General features: G+C 59.3%; 13 protein-coding genes. All 13 read right to left on the bottom strand.

The annotated features are described in order from the left end of the window. Positions 1–17: 17 nt before the first annotated feature. The 13 genes from ELE36_RS08275 to aroA all read right to left on the bottom strand — a co-directional run bounded on the left by ELE36_RS08275 (position 18) and on the right by aroA (position 22,538). On the bottom strand, positions 18–2,711 hold the full coding sequence (locus ELE36_RS08275) for a M1 family metallopeptidase (RefSeq protein ID WP_129832620.1): 2,694 nt from the start codon (positions 2,709–2,711) through the stop codon (positions 18–20). 88 nt (positions 2,712–2,799) lie between these two features. After that, the gene (gene pbpC / locus ELE36_RS08270; RefSeq protein WP_242512394.1) at positions 2,800–5,202 is read right to left on the bottom strand and encodes a penicillin-binding protein 1C; all 2,403 of its coding nucleotides are present in this window, start codon (positions 5,200–5,202) and stop codon (positions 2,800–2,802) included. A gap of 48 nt (positions 5,203–5,250) precedes the next feature. Then, the gene (locus tag ELE36_RS08265) at positions 5,251–11,277 is read right to left on the bottom strand and encodes an alpha-2-macroglobulin family protein (protein WP_129832618.1); all 6,027 of its coding nucleotides are present in this window, start codon (positions 11,275–11,277) and stop codon (positions 5,251–5,253) included. A 198-nt stretch (positions 11,278–11,475) separates the two neighbouring features. Next, positions 11,476–12,642, bottom strand: a complete 1,167-nt coding sequence (locus ELE36_RS08260; protein ID WP_129832617.1) for a trans-sulfuration enzyme family protein — start codon at positions 12,640–12,642, stop codon at positions 11,476–11,478. 5 nt (positions 12,643–12,647) lie between these two features. Next, the gene (gene galU, locus ELE36_RS08255) at positions 12,648–13,520 is read right to left on the bottom strand and encodes a UTP--glucose-1-phosphate uridylyltransferase GalU (protein ID WP_129832616.1); all 873 of its coding nucleotides are present in this window, start codon (positions 13,518–13,520) and stop codon (positions 12,648–12,650) included. A 25-nt stretch (positions 13,521–13,545) separates the two neighbouring features. Next, complete coding sequence (locus ELE36_RS08250; protein ID WP_129832615.1) at positions 13,546–15,447, bottom strand: polysaccharide biosynthesis protein; 1,902 nt, start codon at positions 15,445–15,447, stop codon at positions 13,546–13,548. Then, positions 15,434–16,624 carry an MraY family glycosyltransferase gene (locus tag ELE36_RS08245; protein WP_129832614.1) on the bottom strand — a complete coding sequence of 397 codons (1,191 nt, stop codon included), beginning with the start codon at positions 16,622–16,624 and terminating at the stop codon, positions 15,434–15,436. Before ELE36_RS08245 ends, ELE36_RS08250 begins: the two co-directional genes overlap by 14 nt. A gap of 12 nt (positions 16,625–16,636) precedes the next feature. Next, positions 16,637–17,824: a lipopolysaccharide assembly protein LapB gene (gene lapB, locus ELE36_RS08240; RefSeq protein WP_129832613.1), complete on the bottom strand. Its 1,188-nt coding sequence runs from the start codon at positions 17,822–17,824 to the stop codon at positions 16,637–16,639. Beyond that, the gene (locus ELE36_RS08235; protein WP_129832612.1) at positions 17,821–18,126 is read right to left on the bottom strand and encodes a lipopolysaccharide assembly protein LapA domain-containing protein; all 306 of its coding nucleotides are present in this window, start codon (positions 18,124–18,126) and stop codon (positions 17,821–17,823) included. Before ELE36_RS08235 ends, lapB begins: the two co-directional genes overlap by 4 nt. A 74-nt stretch (positions 18,127–18,200) precedes the next feature. Next, positions 18,201–18,524 carry an integration host factor subunit beta gene (locus ELE36_RS08230; RefSeq protein WP_129832611.1) on the bottom strand — a complete coding sequence of 108 codons (324 nt, stop codon included), beginning with the start codon at positions 18,522–18,524 and terminating at the stop codon, positions 18,201–18,203. Between the two features lie 128 nt (positions 18,525–18,652). Next, positions 18,653–20,323, bottom strand: a complete 1,671-nt coding sequence (rpsA, locus tag ELE36_RS08225) for a 30S ribosomal protein S1 (protein ID WP_129832610.1) — start codon at positions 20,321–20,323, stop codon at positions 18,653–18,655. A 162-nt stretch (positions 20,324–20,485) separates the two neighbouring features. After that, the gene (gene cmk / locus ELE36_RS08220) at positions 20,486–21,181 is read right to left on the bottom strand and encodes a (d)CMP kinase (RefSeq protein WP_129832609.1); all 696 of its coding nucleotides are present in this window, start codon (positions 21,179–21,181) and stop codon (positions 20,486–20,488) included. Positions 21,182–21,230: 49 nt separating this feature from the next. Then, complete coding sequence (gene aroA, locus ELE36_RS08215) at positions 21,231–22,538, bottom strand: 3-phosphoshikimate 1-carboxyvinyltransferase (RefSeq protein ID WP_425480911.1); 1,308 nt, start codon at positions 22,536–22,538, stop codon at positions 21,231–21,233. Positions 22,539–22,549: the final 11 nt, after the last annotated feature.

Raw genomic sequence — 22,549 nt, 5'->3', positions numbered from 1 at the left:
ATCAAATATGGCAGTGATCATTTCATCGCACCTTGTTGGTCAAGCCATTGCTGCAATACCTGCGGTTTTTGTTGTGTGCGCAATGCGCGGCACAGGCCGATCGACTCCTGCGCCTGCGCGAGTGCACGCGCGCCGCCGGTGATCTGCGGCACATGCGGCCGGAAAAATTTATCGAGCTCATCAGCGGCTTCGCTGCTGCAGCGTCCGTCGCTAACCGAGCGCGGCATGCCGACCTGGGCAAAACCCGGCGTGCGTTTCAACACCGCATCAAAATGCACTTGATACCAGTGCCAGAATGCGGCGCGATTTTCCAGCTCATGGTTCTGCGCATCGAACAGCACGCGCATTTCGCTGAGTTGCACGCCGGCACCGAGCGCGTAGTTGAGCGCCTGTTCGGCGAGCGCCGCATCCTGGCTCGCCCCGAGCGCGGCGAGCATCGCGTAACGGCTGGTCGCATCGTGATTGATTTCGAGTTCGGCATACATCGCTTTGATCGCCGCGGCGCCATTTTCCTGCACGGTCACGCCCAGCACGCTCGCGAGCAGGTCGGCGTTCGCTGCAGCGAGTTGTGCTTTGCCACCGCCGTCCAGCGCCAGCGCTTTGCGCCCTTGTGCAAGCAATGCAGCGCGCACTTCCGGAACATGCAAACGCAGTGCGAGAAACTTGACCAGGCGCACGCGCAGCGCCGTGTCGTTGCTGGCCTCACCAGTTTTTCGCGCATAACCGAGCTGTAGCAAACGCGGCAGAAAAATCGCGCCGATACGCGCATCAAAACGCGCGCGTTGCGATTCGCTGACCAAATATTCGCGAATCCATTCGACATCATCGAGCAACGCGGTGGCCACTTGCGGCACCGGCGATGCCGCCAGTGCAGGCAGGCTGTCGAGCAATGCGGCGACATCGAGTTCACCGCGATGGAACGCACTCGATACCGCATCGGCAAACACCAGTTGCTCCGGCCCGCTCAGGCTTGCCAGATGCCCCGCAAGTTTGCCAAACGCTTCGGGCGAAATACTGAAACGGTAATAGCCGCTCGCATTCGCATTCGGCAGTATCCATTCCGGGCAGCCGCCGGTCGCGATCGGAAAACTCGCCTCGGTTTTATCCAGCAATACACATTGTGTTGCGCTTGTGTCGCCATGGCCAAAACGCAGACATACCGGCACGTCCCAAACCGCGTTACTGTCGGCCTTCGAGCCGAGCGGCAGATAACGGCTTTGCGTAAGTTTGAGCTGCGCCTTGCCATCCTTGCAGCTCACCTCGGTCTGGATGCGCGGCGTGCCGGGCTGATCGAGGAAACTGCGCATCGCCAGCTTGAGGCGTTCACCCTGATCGCTGGCCGCAGCAACGGCATCGACCACGTCGTCCGAACTGCCGCTGCGAAACTTGTGGCCGCCCAGATAATTCTGGATGCCGCCGCGGAATTTTTCCGGACCGAGCCACGACTCGAACATGCCGAGCACGCTCGCGCCTTTCTGATACGTGATGCCGTCGAAAGCGTTTTCGATATCGCCCTGATTGGTGATCGGCTGGCGGATGCGCCGTGCGCTGTCGAGACTGTCGTTACGCATCGCACCGAGGCGCGCTTCGAGATGTTCCATGTCACCGTGAAATTCCGGTTGCAATACCACCGTGCCCTTGCCTTCGGCCCACGTCGCGAACGCCTCGTTGAGCCAGATATCGTCCCACCACGGCGCGGTGACGAGATCGCCAAACCACTGGTGCGCGATCTCGTGCGCCATCACAGTGAACGCGGCACGATATCGATCCGCCGGCGAATTCTGGTCGAGCAACAACAGCGTATCGCGAAAAATTATCAGCCCGGCGTTCTCCATCGCGCCCGCGCCGAAATCCGGCGCACCGAGCAGATCGAGTTTGTCGTACGGATACGGCTGGCCGGTGTATTGCTCGTAATAGGCGATGATATTCGGCGCCTGCTCCAGCACGTAATTCAGACGTTTGCCATTGCCACGGCTCGCGATTGCGCGCAACGGCAACGCGGTCGTTCGTACTGCGTTCGGCGCAATCGGTTTGCCCTCGACCACGTCCCACGGCCCGACCGCAAACGCGACCAGATACGTCGGCAGCGGCAGCGTGGTGGCAAAAGTGAGCGTTTTCCACTTTGCATCATTGGATACTTTTTCGTCGCGCTGGCGCGTATTCGCCAGCGCGATCTGCGCTTTCGGCACGGTCAGCGTGATATCGAATGGAGTTTTGAAACGCGGCTCGTCGAAACCCGGAAATGCAAAACGCGCGCTGACCGGTTCCATCTGCGTGATCAGATACGGATCGCTACCGACCTTGACCTTGTACACACCTTCCAGCTGCGTATTGTACTTCGCGTGAAAACTCAGGATGAGCTCTATCTCCTGCGGCGGCAGCATGCTGCCGAACGATACCAGCGCGACACCATCGTCATTACGTTGCTGATATTTAGCGGACACGGACTTTCCGTGCGAATCGCTTACTCTGACTTTTTGCACGTCCAGATCGCGACCGTGCAGCCAGAGATGATCGACCGCGACATTCAGGCGAATGCGGATTCGTGTCTCGCCGCTGTAACCATCGGCTGCCGGATCAAGCGTAAACGCCAGCCAATAATGCAACGGCTCGGCGACGCTCGACAGCTTGCCGACGGGAACGTCCTCGGCGGCAAACAGCAGGCATGGCAGCAGTAACAACAGACTCAACAATCCACGACGAAATGACATCACGATCAACCTCTGCAACCCGGCTCTCAATGCGCAACTTTAGCACGCAGTTGCAGGCTGACTCGATTGATGCGATGCGAATCCGCGGCTATTCCACGCGTGTCACGCGCACCTCGCGCTGATCCGCGCGGCCGTGATCATCGACCGCGCGCACGCTGAAACTTCCAGCACTCGATGGCTGCCAGAACAGCGTTTCGCCGGGCTTGGCACTACCAACAAAACCATCGTCGACAAACCAGTACAGCGCCTGCGCACTCGCGTCCACGGTCGCGCTCAGCGCCACGCGCGCCTCGTCGGCATGTTGCGCGCGCAAGGTGTAGATGCTGCCGCGCAACGGCGAACCGATCTGCGGCGCCTGGCCGTCGTCGGCGCTACCGCTGCTGCAATCGACAGCCGGCGGCGCGCGGCGCGGAATGCCGGCTTGAGCGAACACACGCATCATGTCCGATGGCCAGAATTCGTAGACGTCGGTGCGTGTCGGTATATCGCCATACGGCGGACACAGCGGTTTGCCACTGCGCGCATCGACCACGATCGGACGATGGATGGTGCTGACACGAATCGGCGAACGGCCCGGGATGAACCAGGTCATGCCGCGCTGCGGACACCACGCGTTCGGCAGTTCCCCGCTGGCCAGACACACCTCGACTTTTTTCAGGTTGCGCGGCGTGGTGCGCACCGGCTCGGCGAGACTCGCATCCTGCGCGCGGATCGAATCGACGATGCGAAAAAACAGCGGTGCCGCGGCCTCGATGCCGATGAACGCGGGATTGGCCTGATTGTCGAAATTGCCGATCCACACCACCAGCACGTACGGGCCGAAAATGCCGGCGGTCCATGCATCGTGAAAACCCCACGAGGTGCCGGTCTTCCAGTAAATCGGCGGCCGCGCGGATTCATGCGCGAGCAAATCGTCAGGCCGCGGATTCTGCCGCAGCATGTCCAGCGTCATGAAACTCGCCTCGTCGCTGAGCAGGCGCACGCCGATGTTTTGCGGCGCATCGCTGGTCAAACGCACGCTGCGCATCTCGCCGCGATTGGCTAGCATCGCGTACAAACGCGCGAGTTCCTGCATGCTGACTTCGCCGCCGCCGAGCACAAGACCCAGCCCGTAATACTGCTCGCTGGCCATGCGGCTGATACCGGCGTTGCGCAAAAACTCGTAGAAATTCGGCCGCGCGAGTTTTGCCGAGATCGCCACCGCCGGAATATTACGGCTGCGGATCAGTGCGTCGGTAGCGGTGATCGGTCCGAGAAAACGACCATCGAAATTCTCCGGCGTGAACGGGCCGAACGAGGTCGGCACGTCGCGCAACACAGTCATCGGATGCAGCAGGCCTTCATCCATCGCCAGCGCATAAAGCAGTGGTTTCAAGGTCGAACCGGGCGAACGTTTGGCCAAGGTACCGTTAACTTGGCCAGCGATACTCGAATCGAAATAATCGACCGACCCGACCAGCGCCTTGATACCCATGTCGCGCGTATCGAGCAACAGCGCCGAGGCATTGCGCACACCACGCGCCTGCTGGCGCTGAATATATTGGCGCAGTTGCAGTTCGATATTTTTCTGCATGTTCAGATCGAGCGTAGTCGCAATGCGCGAATCGACACGCCCCGCTCCGCGCTGTTCGGCCAGCACCTGCTCGACAAAATGCGGCGCCTCGAACGGCAGCTTTTGCGGTGGTCGCAACTTCAATGGCAATTGCATCAACGCCGTGTTTTCGGCGTCTTCGGGATGGCGCGCGATCCAGCGCTCGAACAAGCGCGCCCGCGATGCGCTGAGTCTTGTATTGATGGTATCCACAGCGCCCGGCGCGGCTGATGTAGCAAATGTTTCTTCGCGCAGGCGACGCGTCGGATCTTGCGGAATCACCGCGAGCGCAAGCGCTTCGGGCAAGGTCGCGCTCGCCACCGTTTTGTCGAAATACACCACGCTGGCCGCACCCGCGCCTTCGATATTGCGGCCGTACGGCGCGTAGTTGAGGTAAGCCTCAAGAATGTCGTTCTTCGAATAACAAAGCTCGAGTTCAATCGCCCGCAGCACCTGGCGCAACTTGCCCGCTGGCGTGCGGGTGTTGAGGCGATACATCAACCGCGCGAGCTGCATGGTAATGGTTGAGCCGCCCTGGCGATTACCGCCGCGCACATAGGTCACCCAGCCACCGCGCACAAGACTCAGCGGATTGAATCCGGCGTGATAACGAAACCACTGGTCTTCCTGCAGCAGCACGCCATCGATCAGCGCTGGCGGCATTTGCGCAAGCGGCACCCAGATGCGGTATTTGTCATCGCTGGTCAATGTCAGCCGCAGCAATTTGCCACGCGAATCGTAGACCGCAGTCGATGACGAAGCATGTTGCGATAGCGGTATATGTGGCCAAACCCGCACACCGACCAGCACGATCGCTAGCAACAGCAGCGCCATCAATTTGTTTTGATGGCGCCGCACACTGCGCACTACCGCGCCGGCAACACGAATCAAGATCGACATAGTCCGCATTAGCCAGCGATCAATCGCGATTGCGCCACGATCGATCGACTATTTGCGCTCCACGTTGAGCTTGCTGCCGAGCGACCGCGCCTGCACGGTGCGGTCGTACATCGATTCGCCGTAGGCCGGCGGCACGATGTAAGTGCCTGCATTGGTCGCCTTGATGCGATAGACGAATTCGCGCACGTCGCTACTCGCGCTCGCATAAACCACGACACGATCATCGCGCACGTCGACGTATTCCGGATTCAAAGTCGAACTCGCCAGACCGACCGGCGCACGCCACGCAGGTTGTTTGCTCGCATCCTCACTATCGCTGTGCGCCGTGTCAGCGGCGGCAGCTTCGTCGGCTGTGGGCGGCAAACTCAGCACGGGCTCGAAACCGCCCGGCAGCAAATCGACGATCGCGAGATTGCTGACATCCTCACCGAGCGTGCGGCGGATTTTCAGATGCACGTCGATTTCCTGACCGAGCGCGACCTTGTCCAATGCCTTGCCGTCGGTCGTGGTGTATTCGCGCACGATCTCGAAGCCGTCCTTGATTTCCTTGTCGGGAGGCGCCTGGTCGAACCCTGATTGCGCGACGCTATACCACGCCGTGAGATCGGCCTCGTTGACGATGCGCAACGCGTTCGCGGCGGCGCTGAACGTGCCGGAAAGCACGATGCCTTTCGGCGTGCCAATGTTCGGGCTGGTGCCGTCCTTGTGCACTTCGAGCAATGCGAGTTTGCCCTCACCGGCGATCGCCAGCGTCGCATACGCATCGAGTGCGGCAATCGTCATCGCCGATGACAAGGTGTTGTAATAGCCTTTCTGCAACGGCCGCACGATGTTCTGGATCGCCACCGCCGGCAATTTCTTCGCACGCTCCGGGAAATGTTTCGCGAGCAAGTACAACGTCGACGCATCAGCGATCAGCGGATCGTAGTAGTACGCGAATTTATATTTCGCATCGATCGCGCGATGTTCGAATTGCTGTTGCGGACCGACGATCAACGCCGCGGCTTCCTTGTCCTGCTTGAGCAACTGAAACGACGCTGCAACATACGCCGCAGCGAGGTCATCGTGCCAGCTCTTACCGTATGCACGCTCCAGATGCTGCTGCACGGCGGCGAGATAGTTGGTCGTGACATTGCCCTGCCGCGTGAGCAGATAAATCGCATGCGTGCGATCGCGCAGATCCCACAGATTGTTCGCGCTTTCATCCGCCGCGACCTGGCTCAGATAAGTGTTACCCGCCGTCAGCATATCGGCCGGCACGAGTTGGCCGCGCTCCTTCGCCTCGATCAGATAATGCATCGCATAGATCGACGCATAACGATGCGATACCGGCGTGGCGGTCCACAGTCCGAAACCGCCTTCGCTGTTCTGCCGCGAACGCAGCACCGCCAGCAACGCGCGGAACGGATCGGCGCCCTTGCTCTTGTCGTGGGATTTCACGACCGTGCCGAACTCGGGATGTTTGTCGAACACCAGCGCCGGCATCGCGCGGCTGACCAGTTGCTCGGTGCACAGGTACGGGAAACTTTCGAGGTATGCAGCGAGGCCGCGCGCAAGTACGAGTGGCACATACGAAGCGGAAATATCGCGCTTGGCGTAATCGTCGAACATCGTGCGCAGATGATCGATATCGGCGCGACCGCGATCAAGCTGGCCGACCTGGATTTCGGTGCGATACGGCGCCGCCGGTCGCAAAGAAAGTCCAAGCCCAAGTTTGGCCGACTTGCCTTGCGCCGATGCCGTGACGCTGAACTCGAGCGCGCCGGGTTTGTCTTTTGCGCGCAAGCGGAACACCACCACGCCTTCCTTCATTTCGCCAAGCTTGACTTCCTGCGTCGCCGCACCGACCGCTTCGAGTTGCGCGGGCAGATTCAGTGCGACCGAAATTGGCAGTTCCTTGCCGCCGAGTCCAGTGAGATTGTTCGCCACACCAACGCTGATCTCGAACTCATCGCCGGGCGCAACGATTGCCGGCACATTTGGCGATAACACGAAGTCGCCGCGCACCGTCGTCGAAGTCTCGTACGTGCCAATCTTGTCCGGCGCCACCGACACCGCCATCACACGCAGGCGACCGTTGAAATCATCGGGCACCAGATAGGTGAGCGTTTTTTCGCCGACTACATCGACAATGCCAGACCAGTACGCCACGGGCTGCTGATGCTTGCGTTTGAATGGATTAAGATGGCGCCCGAGCATGTTGTCGCCATCGCCACCCGGCGCTGCGGCCATGCCGACCAGCTTGTTGAAATCGGGCAGGATCAGATCGAGAATCTGCGCGGTCTGCACTTCGAGCATGCGCTTGCGGAAGAAGAATTCCAGCGGATCGCCTAGCTTGTAGCGCGCCACTTGCAGGATGCCTTCGTCGATCGCAAACACGACCACGCGCGCGGGCTGCGCCGAGGTCAACTTGATGTTCAAGGCCTCGCCCGGCTTGACCAGATTCGGCGTGCTGATCGTGATCGCATTACGACGTGCGTCGCGATTTACCGAGAACGGCACGACGCCGTAACTCAGCGGACTCATGAACACTTCGTCCGACGTGGGATCACGGATGAACTGCACATTGATGTAGCCGTTGCCTTCGAAATTCGCCGGCACGCGAATCTTTTGCACCGAGCTGCTCGTGCTGGCCTTGAACCACGCGCTGGCATAAACGTGATCGCGTTCGATCGTGATCAGGCCGCTGCCGGCGTAGGGCGCGCGCACCGCGATTTCGATGCTTTCACCCGGCGCGTAGTCGTTCTTGGACAAAGTCAGTTGCAGCTCGGCGTTGCGCTCCAGCGAACGCGTGAGATTGGCTTCGCCGGCGACCGCATAATCGATGCGATTCATCTCGTCGCCGTGTGCATTTTTTATCAGCAGCGAATAGTTGCCGGGCTTGTCGGTGGCGAGCGTGTAGTCGAGTCCCGCCGCCGGAATCGACAGCGGCTGATCCGATACCGGCACTTCCTTCATGCGCGATTCGTATTTGAAAACACCGGAATCCTGCTTGGTCAGAATCGACACGTAACGCCGCTCGACGAGTACCGCCTTGAGTCCATCGACCGCAATTTTTTTCGCGTGCGGATCGATGCCGATCAAGTTGGTATCGACTTTCGCGCCCCGCGCGATGAATTCGAGATTGCCGTCGGCCTTGCTGCCGATCAGGTAATCCTGCGACGACACCAGCGACACCGCTTCCGCCGCGACGCTGCGGCCACCCTCGGCCTCAAACGCCTTGGCGAGGAAATACAGCTGATACGACGCCGCTCCATACTTGCCGAGATCAAGCGGAAATTCCGCCTCGCCTTTTTCATTCGTCGTCGCCGTGCCGAGCGGTTCGGCGTAACCTTCCTTGGCGCGCTGCGGATCGAAGAAATGATACTGGCGATAACTGCGGAACGCCGGGAACGCGGGCGTCAACGTGAGGCTCGCTTCGATGCGCCGATCCTGCGCTGGCGTGCCGAACAGATTCTGCACCGATACCAGCGCCTTCAAATCGTCTGGCTTGATCCAGCCCTCAACCACTTGCTGCGACAGATGCGCATCGACCTTCATGCGATCCGGCATGAACTCCTTCACCTGCACCGCCACCGAGCCGAGTTGCTTCTGTATCTTGTTGCCGTCTTTTTCCTTGGTGATGTAGAGGTTCACCGTCCACGCACCGGTAGGCGCATTTTCCTGCGTGGTGTAACTGAGTTCCTCGAAACCGGCTGCGCCGAGACGCAACTTGTGGCGCTCGACGGTGACGCCGCGTGGATCGACAATTTCGGCTTCGAGCGGAATACCGTCGAGCGTGGTTTTCCAGTCCGCCGCACGCGCGATCATGCCGATATGGAAGCTGTCGCCGGGACGATAAATGCCGCGGTCCGAGAACAGATAGGCCGTGAGCTCACCGCCATCTTTGGCGTTGCGCAGGCCGCCGATGTCGAAGCGCGAATAATCCAGCTTGCGATCGCGCGAACCGACCGGCAGGAATGAGAGATCTTCGCCCTTGCGCACTAGATACATCGCGGGCGCTTTTTCGCGGGTATACGCATCGAGCGTGGTGAAATGCACGTGGCCATCATGATCGGTGGTCTCGCTGAGGATAGTCTGGCCGTTCTTGCCGACCACATCGACATGTGCATCAGCGACCGGCTCGCCGCTGCGGATCGATTGCACGTAAATATCCTGCGTGCCGTCGATGGATTTCTTGACCAACACGCCGAGATCGGTGACGACGATCAGACGTTTGTCACCGACCTTGTCGCCGTCGGTGCTGGCATTGTCGTCACCTTCGTATTCGCCACGCGCGTTGTTTTCTTCGCTCGCATCGCCATCGCTTGCATCCTCATCGGGCGCCGGCACGGGTTTGTCCTCAGCCTTGGAATACGATTTCAGGCTCAACAAAAACACGCCGCGCTTGCCCTGCATAGCGCTGCCGAGATACTTGCCAAGATCGACACCCTCGTAATGCGCCTTGCGCGGCTCCTGCTGGCTGAACTCGAGTTTCTGCACGAAGCGTTCGGTAATACGATCGTTGCCGAAACTGCCAAGATCCGGGTGATCGTAACGATCCGATTGGTTCAGGCTGACCAGATGCTGCAGTTGATCCGGCAGCACGCGCGCGATCTCGACCTGCATGCCCGGCACGTTGCGCGCGACCACGGCGAGACGTCGTTCGCCGCTGAACGACAGCAAGGCGCCATCGGCCATGAACTTCAGCACGCGCGGATAATCCGGCACGTCGACAATCTCGACCACGCGATTGGCGAGCAGATAACCACCGAATGACTTGATGCCTTTCTCAACCTGCACGAACACCCGATCGCCCGGATCAGCTTTATATTTGAAACTGTGCAACTCGGCAAATTCGCGCTCGGTCGGCACCGATTCCAAGCTCAGCTTCTGCGATTTTCTCAGCACTATTTCGCTGACGGAATTGGTGCTCCAACTGCATGCCACATCAGGCTGGCCCGCTGTTTCCGCCGGGCACATCGCCGGCAGCACGTACGCTGTGATGCTCTTGCTCGCATCGGCCTCGTTGATGGCCTGCGAGGTTTCCATCACCAGCACCTGCTCGGGCTCGTAATGCGCGTTGTCGACCAAGGTGGCGCTTATGCCGCTGACACTCAGGCTGTACAACGTCGGCAAGGTCACATCGGCAACGATTTCCGCGGCCGTTGCATTGCCGCCTTTCTGCGCATGCACGCCCGTGGCAATACGCATATCCAGCGAACCGCCGATAACCGGAATCGCGAGTGGCTCGGAATGGATAAACGCATTGAGTTTGCGCTCGTCGTAATTGATCGTGAATTTCTTCGGCTGGGATTTTTCCTCGATCTTGTCCTTGCTGATCTGCACACGATCACGCAGATTCAGCGCGATGCGTTTCTCCAGATCGACGGTGTTGACCGGATGACTGAAATGCAGATTGATCACTGCTTTTTTCAGCGCGGCATCCTGCGGATCCTGATAAAACTCGCTGGTCGCCATTTTCGCTTCGAATGGCGCGCTGGCGAAATCAAAACGGCGTTGCTCCACACGCACGTGTTCGGCAAAGACCAGCGCCGGATCAAGATTGACAACATATTTCTGATCGATCGGCCAGTCTTCTTTCGGCTGGAAGGTCAGCTGTTTATCGCTATCCCACGTCCAGGTGCCGGCGATTTCAGGATCGATCACGATGCCTGCGCCGGCTGGTTTGCCGACCATCGCGATCGGTGCCGCAGAGCCGGAAAAACGCAGCGACAGCGCATGCACCACGATCGGGCTGGCATCGTACTCGGTCAAGGTTGGTGCCGTAATGCGATAGGTAATCAAGGGCGGCAATTGCGGCTGCGCCGGTTGAGGGCGATTTTCGTACCAGTGCCAGCCGAACCAGCTGGCGCCGAACACGATGCCAAGCGCCAGCACGCCGCCGGCATAACGCAGCCGATGTCGCGCCATGCTCGCACCCAGATTGAGTGCTGCAGCATCCGTCGCGCGCAACCATGTCGGCGCCTGCCACGAGAAGTCGCCGAACAGGCGCCGTACCAGCCACGCCAGCACACTCCATAGAAAATTGAACAGCAGCACCGGCAGGCGCACGATAAATCGCAACAGATCCATATCCCCAAATCCTTAGATGAAAGATGAAACGGGCAGTCGACACCAGGTACGAATCCGGGCGCCAGTATTGCAGCAGGATTTTATGGCAAAGCGCGGGCAAATCTGCGCTTACATCATGACTAATTAAAGACGTCGAACATAGGCCCGACCGAACACCCCCAAACGTCATTCGCTGAAGACGCTTTGGTCGAGTCGAAACTACAGCTCGGCCAGCGCCTGGTCGAGATCAGCGATCAGCACATCGGCGTCTTCCAGCCCGATTGACAGCCGCACCACGCTCAACGGCAAACCGCCGGGCGGATGCAACGGCGCGCCCGCCGGGAAAACGCAGGCCACGGGGAAGATCAGCGACTCGTAACCACCCCACGATACAGTCATCAGAAAACGCTGCAATGCATCGCAAAAGCGCTCGACTGCGGCGACCGAATCCACGCGCAGTTCAATACTCAGCAAACCGCTGGCGCCGTGCATCTGTTGCTGCGTCAATGCAAATTGTGGATTTGTGGATAAATGCGGGTAATACACTTTTTCGATTTTCGGATGGGATTCGAGAAATACCACTACCTTTGCGGCGGTTTCCGCGATCCGTTGCATGCGGATCGGCAAGGTACGCAGGCCACGAATCAACAGCCACGCATCCTGTGGCGAGAGCATCGCGCCGAAGGTCATGTACGGGCCTTTGAACACCTCGCGAATGATGGCGTGGCTCGCGCAAAGCGCACCCGCCACCACGTCACTGTGGCCGCCGAGATACTTGGTCGCGGAGTGCGCCACCATGTCGATGCCGAGCGCGATCGGTGACTGGTTCAGCGGGCTCGCATAACTGTTGTCGCAAAGTGTGCGGATGCCGCGCGCTTTTGCAAGCGTGGCGACCGCAGCGAGATCCTGCTGTTCGTAAGTCATCGAGTTCGGGCTTTCGAGCACGATCAGACGCGTACGTTCGCTCAGCGCGGCCTCGAAATTCGCACTGTCGGTGCCATCGACAAAAATCGTTTTGACACCAAAACGCGGCAGCAGATCGCGCAGCAAAGTGCGCGTCCAGCTATACGGTTTTTGCACGCAGACGACGTCATCGCCGCCGCGCACGCTCGCGACCACGGCGGCGGCGATCGCCGCTGCACCGCTGCCGAACATCAGGCAATCCTCGGCACCTTCGAGCGCAGCGACTTTCTTGCGCAGAATTTCCACGGTCGGATTATTGCCGCGCGTATAGAAATTATTGTTCAGCTCATCCTGAATGCCAACCCGCATCGCCGCGACGGTGGTGTGCGCGAAGATCGACGACTGGAAGATCGGCGGCGCCACCGCGTTGCGATAGGTTTCGCGATCCTCGCCGAGCTGATTCAGGATGTAGCTGAGATCCATGCGCGTTATTGTTGCGCGATGAAGGCACGCGTCGCGGCGGCGAGTTTCGGATCGTCCAGCGCGAACCGGATCGTCGCCTGCACCAGACCAATCTTGCTACCGCAGTCGTAGCGTGTGCCGGCAAAACGATACGCCAGCACTCTCTGTTCGTGCAGCAATGCCTGGATGCCATCGGTGAGCTGAATCTCGCCGCCGGCACCGGGTTTGGTTTTTTCGAGCAGCGAAAAAATACTCCCCGGCAGGACATAACGACCGACCACAGCCAAGTTCGACGGTGCGACTTCGGGCTTGGGTTTTTCGACCATGAACTTGATCTGCGCGCTGCGTTCAGTCAGCGGCGTGGCATCGACGATGCCGTATTTGTGGGTCTCGTCGTGCGGCACTTCTTCGACCGCGATTACGCCGGCATTTTCGGCAAACGCAAGGTCGGCCATCTGCTTCAGGCAACCGTCGCCGCCCGCATTCGAGATCAGATCATCGGCCAAAATTACGCCGAACATTTCATCTCCGATCACCGGTTTCGCGCACAACACCGCATGCCCGAGACCAAGCGCTTCGGGCTGCGTCACGAACACACAACGCGCGTGTTTCGGCAGCACGTTCTGCACGATATCGAGCAGCTCTTTCTTGCCGGCCTGTTCGAGTTTTGCTTCGAGTTCGTAGGCCTTGTCGAAATAATCCGCGATCGCATGCTTGTAGCGATTGGTGACGAAGATCAACGTATCGGCGCCGGCCTGCACTGCCTCATCGACAGCGTACTGGATCAGCGGGCGATCGAGCACCGGCAGCATTTCCTTGGCAACGGTCTTGGTCGCTGGCAGAAAACGTGTGCCGAGACCGGCAACGGGAAAAACGACCTTGCGCAATGGTTGGCTCATGAATACTCCTGCAGGCTGAAGTGGTTTATTGATGGTGTTTGAGCGTGCGTACGATCGGCACAATATCGGCATCAAGCGGCGCTTGCGTGCGCCAGTCGAACTCCGGCAACAATCGTGTCAGGCACGCATGCAACGCGACCTCGTTGTAGTCGCGCACATCCTGCGCCGCCTGTTTGAGCTGCACGTCGAGTAATTCCCACGACATGCTGCGCGGCTGCGCGAGGAAGATTTTCGCGTGCGTAGTGTCCTGATAATTTTCGTGCGGATGGAACAATTCCTCGAACAATTTTTCGCCGGGGCGCAGGCCGGTGTAGAGGATCGCGATATCGCGTCCGGGAATCTTGTTGGTCAGACGAATCATCTGTTCGGCGAGGTAACTGATCTTGATCGGCTCGCCCATGTCGAGCGCAAAAATTTCACCGCCATGACCGAGTACGGCTGCCTGCAGAATCAGCTGGCAGGCTTCGGGAATGGTCATGAAATAACGCGTGATTTCGGGATGCGTGACCGTGACCGGGCCACCGCTGCGAATCTGCTCGCGGAACAGCGGTACGACGCTGCCGGCGGAATCAAGCACGTTGCCAAAACGCACGGTGATGAAACGCGTTTTCGAACGACTGGCAAAGTTCTGACAGAAAATTTCGGCAACACGTTTGCATGCGCCCATCACGCTGGTCGGATTGACCGCCTTGTCGCTGGAGATCAGCACAAAACTTTCGGCGCCGTGGCGGTCCGCCGCCTGCGCCATCATCTGCGTGCCGATCACGTTATTGCGAAACGCCTCGCGCACCTGCTCCTGCAGCAGCGGCACATGTTTGTACGCTGCCGCATGAAACACGATCTGCGCATGCGCTTGAGTGAACGCGCGTTCACAAGTTGCGGCATCACCGCAATCTCCGAGCAGCGCGTTGAAGATCAGTTCGGGATATTCGCGACTCAGTTCCTGCTCGATGCGATACAGGTTGTATTCGGACAACTCGAGCACGGTCAGCGATTGCGCACCGAGGCGCGCGACCTGGCGACACAACTCCGCACCGATCGAACCACCACCACCGGTGACGAGCACACGTTTGCCGGAAAGTCCGGTGCGGATCGCGGTCCAGTCCAAGGTGACCGGATCACGACCAAGTAGGTCCTCGATCGCGACTTCCTTGAGTTCGTTGAAGCTCGAACGCCCGGCCACGACATCGTGCAATCGCGGCACGGTGCGAAACGGCAGGTTGGTTGCTTCGCACATCTCGACCACGCGGCGCATCTGCGCGCTGCTCGCCGATGGCATTGCGATCAGCAGCATTTCGGCCGCGACTTCGCTCGACAATTGCGGCAACTGATCGAGTGTGCCAAGCACCGGCACGCCGTGCAGTTTGGCGCCACGCAACGCGAGGTTGTCATCGAGAAATCCGACCGGGCGATAACGATTTTCGCGCAGCAAATCGCGGATCAATGCTTCAGCCGCGCGACCTGCGCCCATCACCAGTACACGCTGACTGGGACGTCGTTGGTAAAAATCCAGGCGACTGTCTTTCCAGTAACGATAAGCCAGTCGCGGCGTGCCCAGACAGACTACCAACAGCGCCGGATACATGACCAGCACTGAACGCGGCACGGTAGCGAGACGGTTGTAGAGGAAAAGCGATACCGCAATCGCGAGTGCGCCGAGCACGCCGGCGCGCACGATATTCCACAAATCCGGCAGGCTGGCAAAACGCCACAGGCCCTTGTACAAACCGATCCACCACAGCACCAGTCCCTGCGCCGCCAGCACGATACCGACCTCCCACGAAAACCAGCCGGTAATCATCGGATCGGGCGCGAGGCTGTAACGCAGACCGTTGGTCACTACCCACGCGAGCCAAACCATCGCTAGGTCGTGCACGACTACGGCCAAGCGCGGGTGAATGCTTGCGATCAGTTTACGCGGTTGCATGGCGATGTTGGCTCGACTTCATTTTGTGCAGACACCAGCGTTTTCCGAAAATCCACAATGCGATTGCGAGTGCATAAACGATAACCGCTTCGATTTGTCCGGGGTCGTTGAGCTGTTGCAGAATCTCCACATCGCGGAGCGCTGCGACGCCGAGATTATCGGTGGCATTGGCATATCCGTGCGACATGCTCGGCGGGCGGTTGACCCACAATACTAACGGCGCCACCACACATATATTCCACGCCATGTAACAGGCAACCACACGCGCATGCGACATGCCCGTCCGCGCCATCCACTGGTATAAATGCTCGCGATGCGCACTATACCAGCGCCGGCCGCGCAACATGCGCGAGAGCAGCGTACAGGTGGCATCGGTGACAAAGGCCGAGCACGCGATAACGCCGGTAAAAGGCGCCAGATGGGCCGAACCCGCGGCCAGCCACAAGGCGATTGCAATCAGCAATCCCAATGCACCGCTGCCGACATCACCCATGAAAATTCTTGCGCGCGGAAAATTGAATGGCAAAAACCCCAAGGTCGCCGCAGCCAACACAAAAAGCTGCCACGCCACCGCAGTTCGACCTGCACTGACACATGCCAAAGCGAGCGCCACGAAAACAAAAATCGCCTGGCATGCCAGCAAGCCATTTATCCCATCCATGAAATTGTGCAGGTTGATCGACCAGACGATCAGCGTTGCGAGGATAGCGATCAAACACGCCGCTATCAGAGCAAGCGTCATATCAAAATCGAACCCGCCAGCAGGAGCAGTTTTTGGCATGAATAGCAGTGGCAGTATTAGCAGAACCAGCGCGGCCAAAAAATGTACAACGATACGAAAACGCGCAGAAAGCGGACGGTGATCATCGATCCAGCCGATCGTCGCGACCATGACCAGCGCAATCGCAACGGAACAACCGAATATCCGGCTGCTCTGCTGCGACGAAAATAGCATCGGCAGACAGAAACACAGCAACACCGCAATTACGATCCCAATGCCACCGCCGCGCGGTGTGGGTATCGTGTGCGAGCGGCGTTGCCCAGGCTGATCGATCAATCGACGCGCGTGTGCGTAACGAATGCTGAGCCAGACCGCGGCGGCGGAAATCAGCCATGCCAGAGCCGGCAACACGATCGCTGCGCGCAAAAAACTGAAGCCGGAAATATCGATCGGCATGAGGCGTGTCGCCTACTCGCCGACCACGCCGTGGATCGGGCGGATGGTGTTCCAGTTCTTGCAGGTCGGGCATTGCCAGTGATGCGCCTTGGCGCCGAAACCGCAACTGGTGCAGCGATACAAGGCTTGGCCTTCGAGCAGTTTGCGCGTGACGTCGCTGAGGATCAGGTAATTCTCACGCGCCTCGCCGCTGGATTTTCCCATGCTCGCCTGGATCAATTCGACCAGGCCGCGCACCGACGGGCGCTGGCGCAACTGGCCGGCGAGAAACTGGATAGCTTCGGGCTCGCTGCGTGTAGTCGCATACAAACGCGTGAGAGCAAGCACCGGTGAAATGCCCTGGTGTTTATCCATCACGCCGAGCAGGAATTTTTCCGCGCGCTGCATTTGTTGGGCACGCGCATAACAATCGAGCAGCGGTGACAGAATTTCCTGCACGAAATCGACGTCGTAATCGGCGACATCCTCGAACGCATTCATTGCGGGCTCTAGCCGACCTTCGGCGCGCTCGATCTGGCCGAGCAAGATACTCGCGCGGACACAACGCGCCTCGCTGAAAAACGCATGCGATATCTGTTCGCGAGCCTCGTCCAGTTCGCCACGTGCACGCATTTGCTCGGCGAGTTCGCAATGAAATTGCGCGATCAGCGCGCCTTGCGATTCGTCACTGATTTCTTCGAGACGATGCGCATGTGCGATCGCCTTGCTCCAATCGCGTTCGTGCTGAAAAATTCCGATCAGGTGACGCAATGCCGAAGGCACCTGTGCCTCCATCGCGACCAGATCGATGAACAGCGCTTCGGCGCGATCGAGCAGACCGGCGCGCATGTAGTCTTCGCCGAGTTCGAGCAGGGCGACGGTTTTTTCCTCGCTGCTGAGATTCGTTCGCGCGATGAGATGCTGATGCACGCGAATCGCGCGATCAACCTCGCCACGACGGCGGAACAGATTGCCGAGTGCGAGATGGGTTTCGACGGTATCGCGATTGAATTCCGCGAGCTTGAGGAAAACCTCGATCGCCTTGTCGGGCTGCTCGTTGAGCAGATAATTCAGGCCGCGAAAATAACTCGAGGAGAGTTCGTTGACGCGCACACCGCTGCTGCGTTCGCTACCGCGTCGCGCGATGATCCAGCCGGACCAAGCCGCCAACGGCAACAACAGCACCATCAGCGCCGGCAAATACGATGCGAACTGACTCATGGCTTGGCGAGGGCACGCAATGCCGATTCAGTTTCTGCGGTTTCTTCGGTACTGTTTTTTTGCAGATTCAACTCACGATGTTTGCGCGCGAGCTGTCGACGCAATCTCAGCACAAGTCCGAAATACACGAGCAAGCCGCCGATCAGCCAGCCAAGCAACAACGCGCACAACAACGCCGCGCCCTTCGGCAACGTGAGCACCAGAAAATACAAATCGAAGCCCACGCTTTCGCTGTTCAGCGCGCCAAACAGCACGCCGAAAACGGCAAACAGCAGGATCAGGACAATCAGACCGAAGCGCATGACGCGTTTGCCTCACTATCATCCACGATGCGTAATCTCGCTACACGCGATCTCGCGCACGACGTGGCGGAAAGTTATACGGGATCGGATTTAAGGCCGGGCTTGTGTGACGGCGCAACACTCTCGTTGACGCGTTCACGCAATTCCTTGCCGGGTTTGAAGTGTGGCACATGCTTGCCGGGCAATGCGACCGCATCGCCGGTTTTGGGATTGCGGCCCATGCGTGGTGGGCGAAAGTGCAGCGAAAAGCTGCCGAATCCGCGAATTTCGATGCGTTCGCCATGGGCGAGCGCCTGGCTCATCTGTTCCAGTACGTTCTTGACCGCCATTTCGACATCTTCGAATTTCAAATGTCCTTGGCCAGCGGCGAGCGCGTCGATCAGTTCCGACTTGGTCATGTGAGCGGCAATCCGTAATCCAGTTCCTGGACATCAATCGGGAGAGGCAGAAGTTTTATACATCTGCCCCACCGAGGTTTCAGCGAAACCGCGCTGGGTGCCGTTAGCGGCACCCAGCGCGGAGTGGATTACTCAGACTTGTTGAACTGTTCTTTCAGCAACGCGCCGAGCTTGGTGGTACCGCCGGAAGCCGACTGGTATTCCTCAAGCACCGACTGCATTTCCTCGTCGTCCTTGGCGCGGATCGAAAGCTGCAGCAAACGACCCTTGCGATCCATGCCGATGAACTTGGCTTCGACCGCATCACCGACCGTCAATGCCGTGGTGGCATCTTCGAGGCGATCCTTGGAGATATCGGAAACGCGCACGTAACCTTCCACACCGTCGCCGAGATCAATGGTTGCGCCCTTGGCGTCCACTTCCTTCACGGTGCCCTTGAGCACGCTGCCGCGCGGATTGCTGGCCATGTACTGACCGAACGGATCCTGTTCAAGCTGCTTGATGCCGAGCGAAATGCGCTCGCGTTCCGGATCGACTGCCAAGACGACAGCTTCCAGCGTGTCGCCCTTCTTGTAGTTGCGCACGAGGTCTTCGCCCGTTGCCTGCCACGAGATATCCGACAGATGCACCAGACCATCGATACCGCCATCCAGACCGATGAAGATACCGAAATCGGTGATCGACTTGATCTGACCGGAAACACGATCGTTCTTCTTGTAAATCGCGGCGAAGGTTTCCCATGGATTCGACTGGGTCTGCTTCATGCCGAGCGAGATACGGCGACGCTCTTCATCGACGTCGAGCACCATGACTTCGGCTTCATCGCCGACCTGGACCATCTTGCCCGGGTTGACGTTCTTGTTGGTCCAATCCATTTCCGAGACGTGCACGAGGCCTTCGACGCCCGGTTCCAGCTCGACGAAGCAGCCGTAATCGGTGACGTTGCTGACCTTGCCGAACAGGCGGGTGCCGGTCGGGTAACGGCGCGCGATGTTGACCCACGGATCTTCACCGAGCTGCTTGAGGCCGAGCGAAACGCGGTTGCGCTCGCGGTCGTAACGCAGCACGCGGACGTCGAGCTCGTCGCCGACGTTGACCACTTCGGACGGATGACGCACGCGCTTCCAGGCCATATCGGTGATGTGCAGCAGGCCATCGATGCCGCCGAGATCGACGAATGCGCCGTAATCGGTGAGATTCTTGACCACGCCCTTGACCACAGCGCCTTCCTGCAGGCGCTCGAGCAGCTGCTCGCGCTCCTCGGAATGCTCGCTTTCGACCACGGCGCGGCGCGAAACCACGACGTTGTTGCGCTTGCGATCGAGCTTGATGATCTTGAACTCGAGTTCCTTGCCTTCGAGGTAAACCGGGTCGCGCACAGGGCGCACATCGACCAGCGAACCAGGCAGGAATGCGCGGACATCCTTGATATCCACGGTGAAACCACCCTTGACCTTGCCGCTGATGCGGCCGACCACGGTGGCGTTGGCTTGTTGCGCGGTTTCCAGCTCATCCCATACCAGGGAGCGCTTGGCTTTTTCACGCGACAGGCGGGTTTCGCCGAAGCCGTCTTCGAGTGCGTCGAGGGCAACTTTCACCTCGTCGCCGAGCTTTACTTCCAGCTCGCCCTTTTCGTTGTAGAACTGCTCGATCGGGACGATGCCTTCGCTCTTCAGCCCGGCATTGATGACGACGACATCCGAGCGGATTTCGACGACGATACCGGAGACGATGGAACCAGGCTTCAGGTTGATGTTGACCTGGCTCTGTTCAAATAATTCGGCGAAACTTTCAGTCATGTTGGGTTCCAAATGGGAGAGAGGCCGTCATTGCTGCGCGTTTTAATGCTGCGCACAAGAATGGGTTGGGCCCGCTGTCAGGGGTGAAGCGCAAGCGACACCGGAGATAAATACCCGCCGCGAGGCAGGACCGTTTCCTTTGCGGAAATCAGTGCGGGCAGCTCAATGTGCAGGCAACAACGCCAGCACTTTCGCCACCACGAGCTCGATACCAAGGCCGGTAGAATCGATCAAGACCGCGTCGTTGGCGGGTTTGAGCGGAGCCACCGCGCGTTCGGCATCGCGAGTATCGCGTGCCTGTATTTCGCGCAAAAGGGCATGGAGTGTAACGCTTAAGCCCTTGTCCTTCAACTGTTTATAGCGTCGCCGCGCACGCTCGTCGGCGCTCGCGGTCAGAAACACCTTGAGCCCGGCATCCGGAAAGATCACCGTGCCCATGTCGCGGCCATCCGCGACCAGCCCAGGCGCCTTGCGAAAGGAACGCTGTTTTTCCAGCAATGCGGTGCGCACGTTGGGAATCGCGGCAATCGCCGAGGCTGCCGCGCCGCAGGTTTCGGTGCGAATATCGTCGCTGGCATCGTGGCCGTTGACGATCACGCGGGTTTCGCCATTTTCATCACGAAAACGGATTTTGGTGCTTTCGGCACAACGCGTCACTGCCTCGGCATCCGACAAATCGATGCCCTCCATACTCGCCGCATAACCGACCGCGCGATACAGCGCACCAGAATCGAGCAGGTGCCAGCCGAGCTTTTCCGCGACCAGACGACTGATTGTGCCCTTGCCCGAGCCGCTAGGCCCGTCGATGGTCAATACCGCGCTGGGCGGTCGTGGTGCGGAAAGTGGATTCGCAGGCATGCTGTTTACTCTCCGCCAAGGCGGGATGATTTCGGGCGAGTCGGATGGATCAGGCGGATTCGAGTTGCAATACGAATCCGCAACGGTTCGCTAGATTAACAAAGCCCGGAAACGAAGTCGCGACATTCGCGCAATCGCGTACCTGCACCACGTCGCTCGCGATCAGGCCAGCGACCGCAAAACTCATCGCGCAGCGATGGTCACCAATCGCATCGACGGCGCCACCACGCAAAATACCGCCCTCGATGATCGCGCCGTCCGGCGTTTCTTCGATGGTGATACCAAGTTCGCGCAAACCTTTCGCCATGACCGCAATGCGATCCGATTCCTTGATACGTAATTCGGCAGCGCCACGTATCACGCTGCGACCTTTTGCAGCGGCTGCCGCAACGAACAGAATCGGAAATTCATCGATCATGTCGGGCACCAACGCGATCGGTACATCGATGCCGTGCAACGGCGCGGATCGAACGCGCAGATCGGCGACCGATTCGCCGCCGAGCTCGCGCGGATTTTCTTCCACGATATCCGCCCCCATCAGGCGCAGCGCGGCCAGCAAACCGGTGCGGCGCGGGTTCATGCCAACTTCGCGCAGCAGCAGATCGGAGCCCGGCACCAGAGTCGCTGCGACCAGGAAAAACGCGGCCGAGGAAAAATCCGTCGGCACGCGAATAGCGCCGGCACGCAATCGATGACCGCCGGTGATACGCGCATATCCGGCGCTGAATTCGATCGGCCAGCCGAGCGCAGCGAGCATGCGTTCGGTGTAGTCGCGGGTCGGATGCGGCTCATGCACAATCGTCTCGCCTTGCGCGTACAAACCCGCCAGTAAAATCGCCGACTTGACCTGCGCACTGGCGACCGGCAAACGGTAATCGATGCCAATCAGGTTCGCCCCACCATCGATCTGCAGCGGTGGCAAACCGCCGGTTTCGGATGTGATGCACGCGCCCATTTGCGACAACGGTTCAATGACGCGCCGCATCGGTCGCTTCGACAGCGAGGCATCGCCGCTCAGCGTCGATGAAAATTTCTGTCCCGCCAGCAAGCCGGTCAACAACCGCATGCCGGTGCCGGCGTTGCCGCAATCGATGGTATGCGACGGAGCACGAAGACCGTGCAAACCGACACCGTGAACGATGCGTTCGCTCGCGCTCGGCGTTTCGATGCGTACGCCCATCGCGGCAAAAGCTGCGGCAGTGGCGAGGGTATCTTCGCCTTCGAGAAAACCGCTGATCTGCGAACGTCCTTCGGCGAGGCTTGCCAGCATGATCGCGCGATGCGACACGGACTTGTCACCGGGAACGCGAATCTCGCCGTGCAACGGGCCACTGGCCGAGCTCAGATAATTCACCAGAGCGCCGCTGT

Origin of the sequence: Pseudolysobacter antarcticus (assembly GCF_004168365.1) — a bacterium.
Lineage (GTDB): Bacteria > Pseudomonadota > Gammaproteobacteria > Xanthomonadales > Rhodanobacteraceae > Pseudolysobacter > Pseudolysobacter antarcticus.
This window is presented reverse-complemented; position numbering and strand designations above follow the sequence as displayed.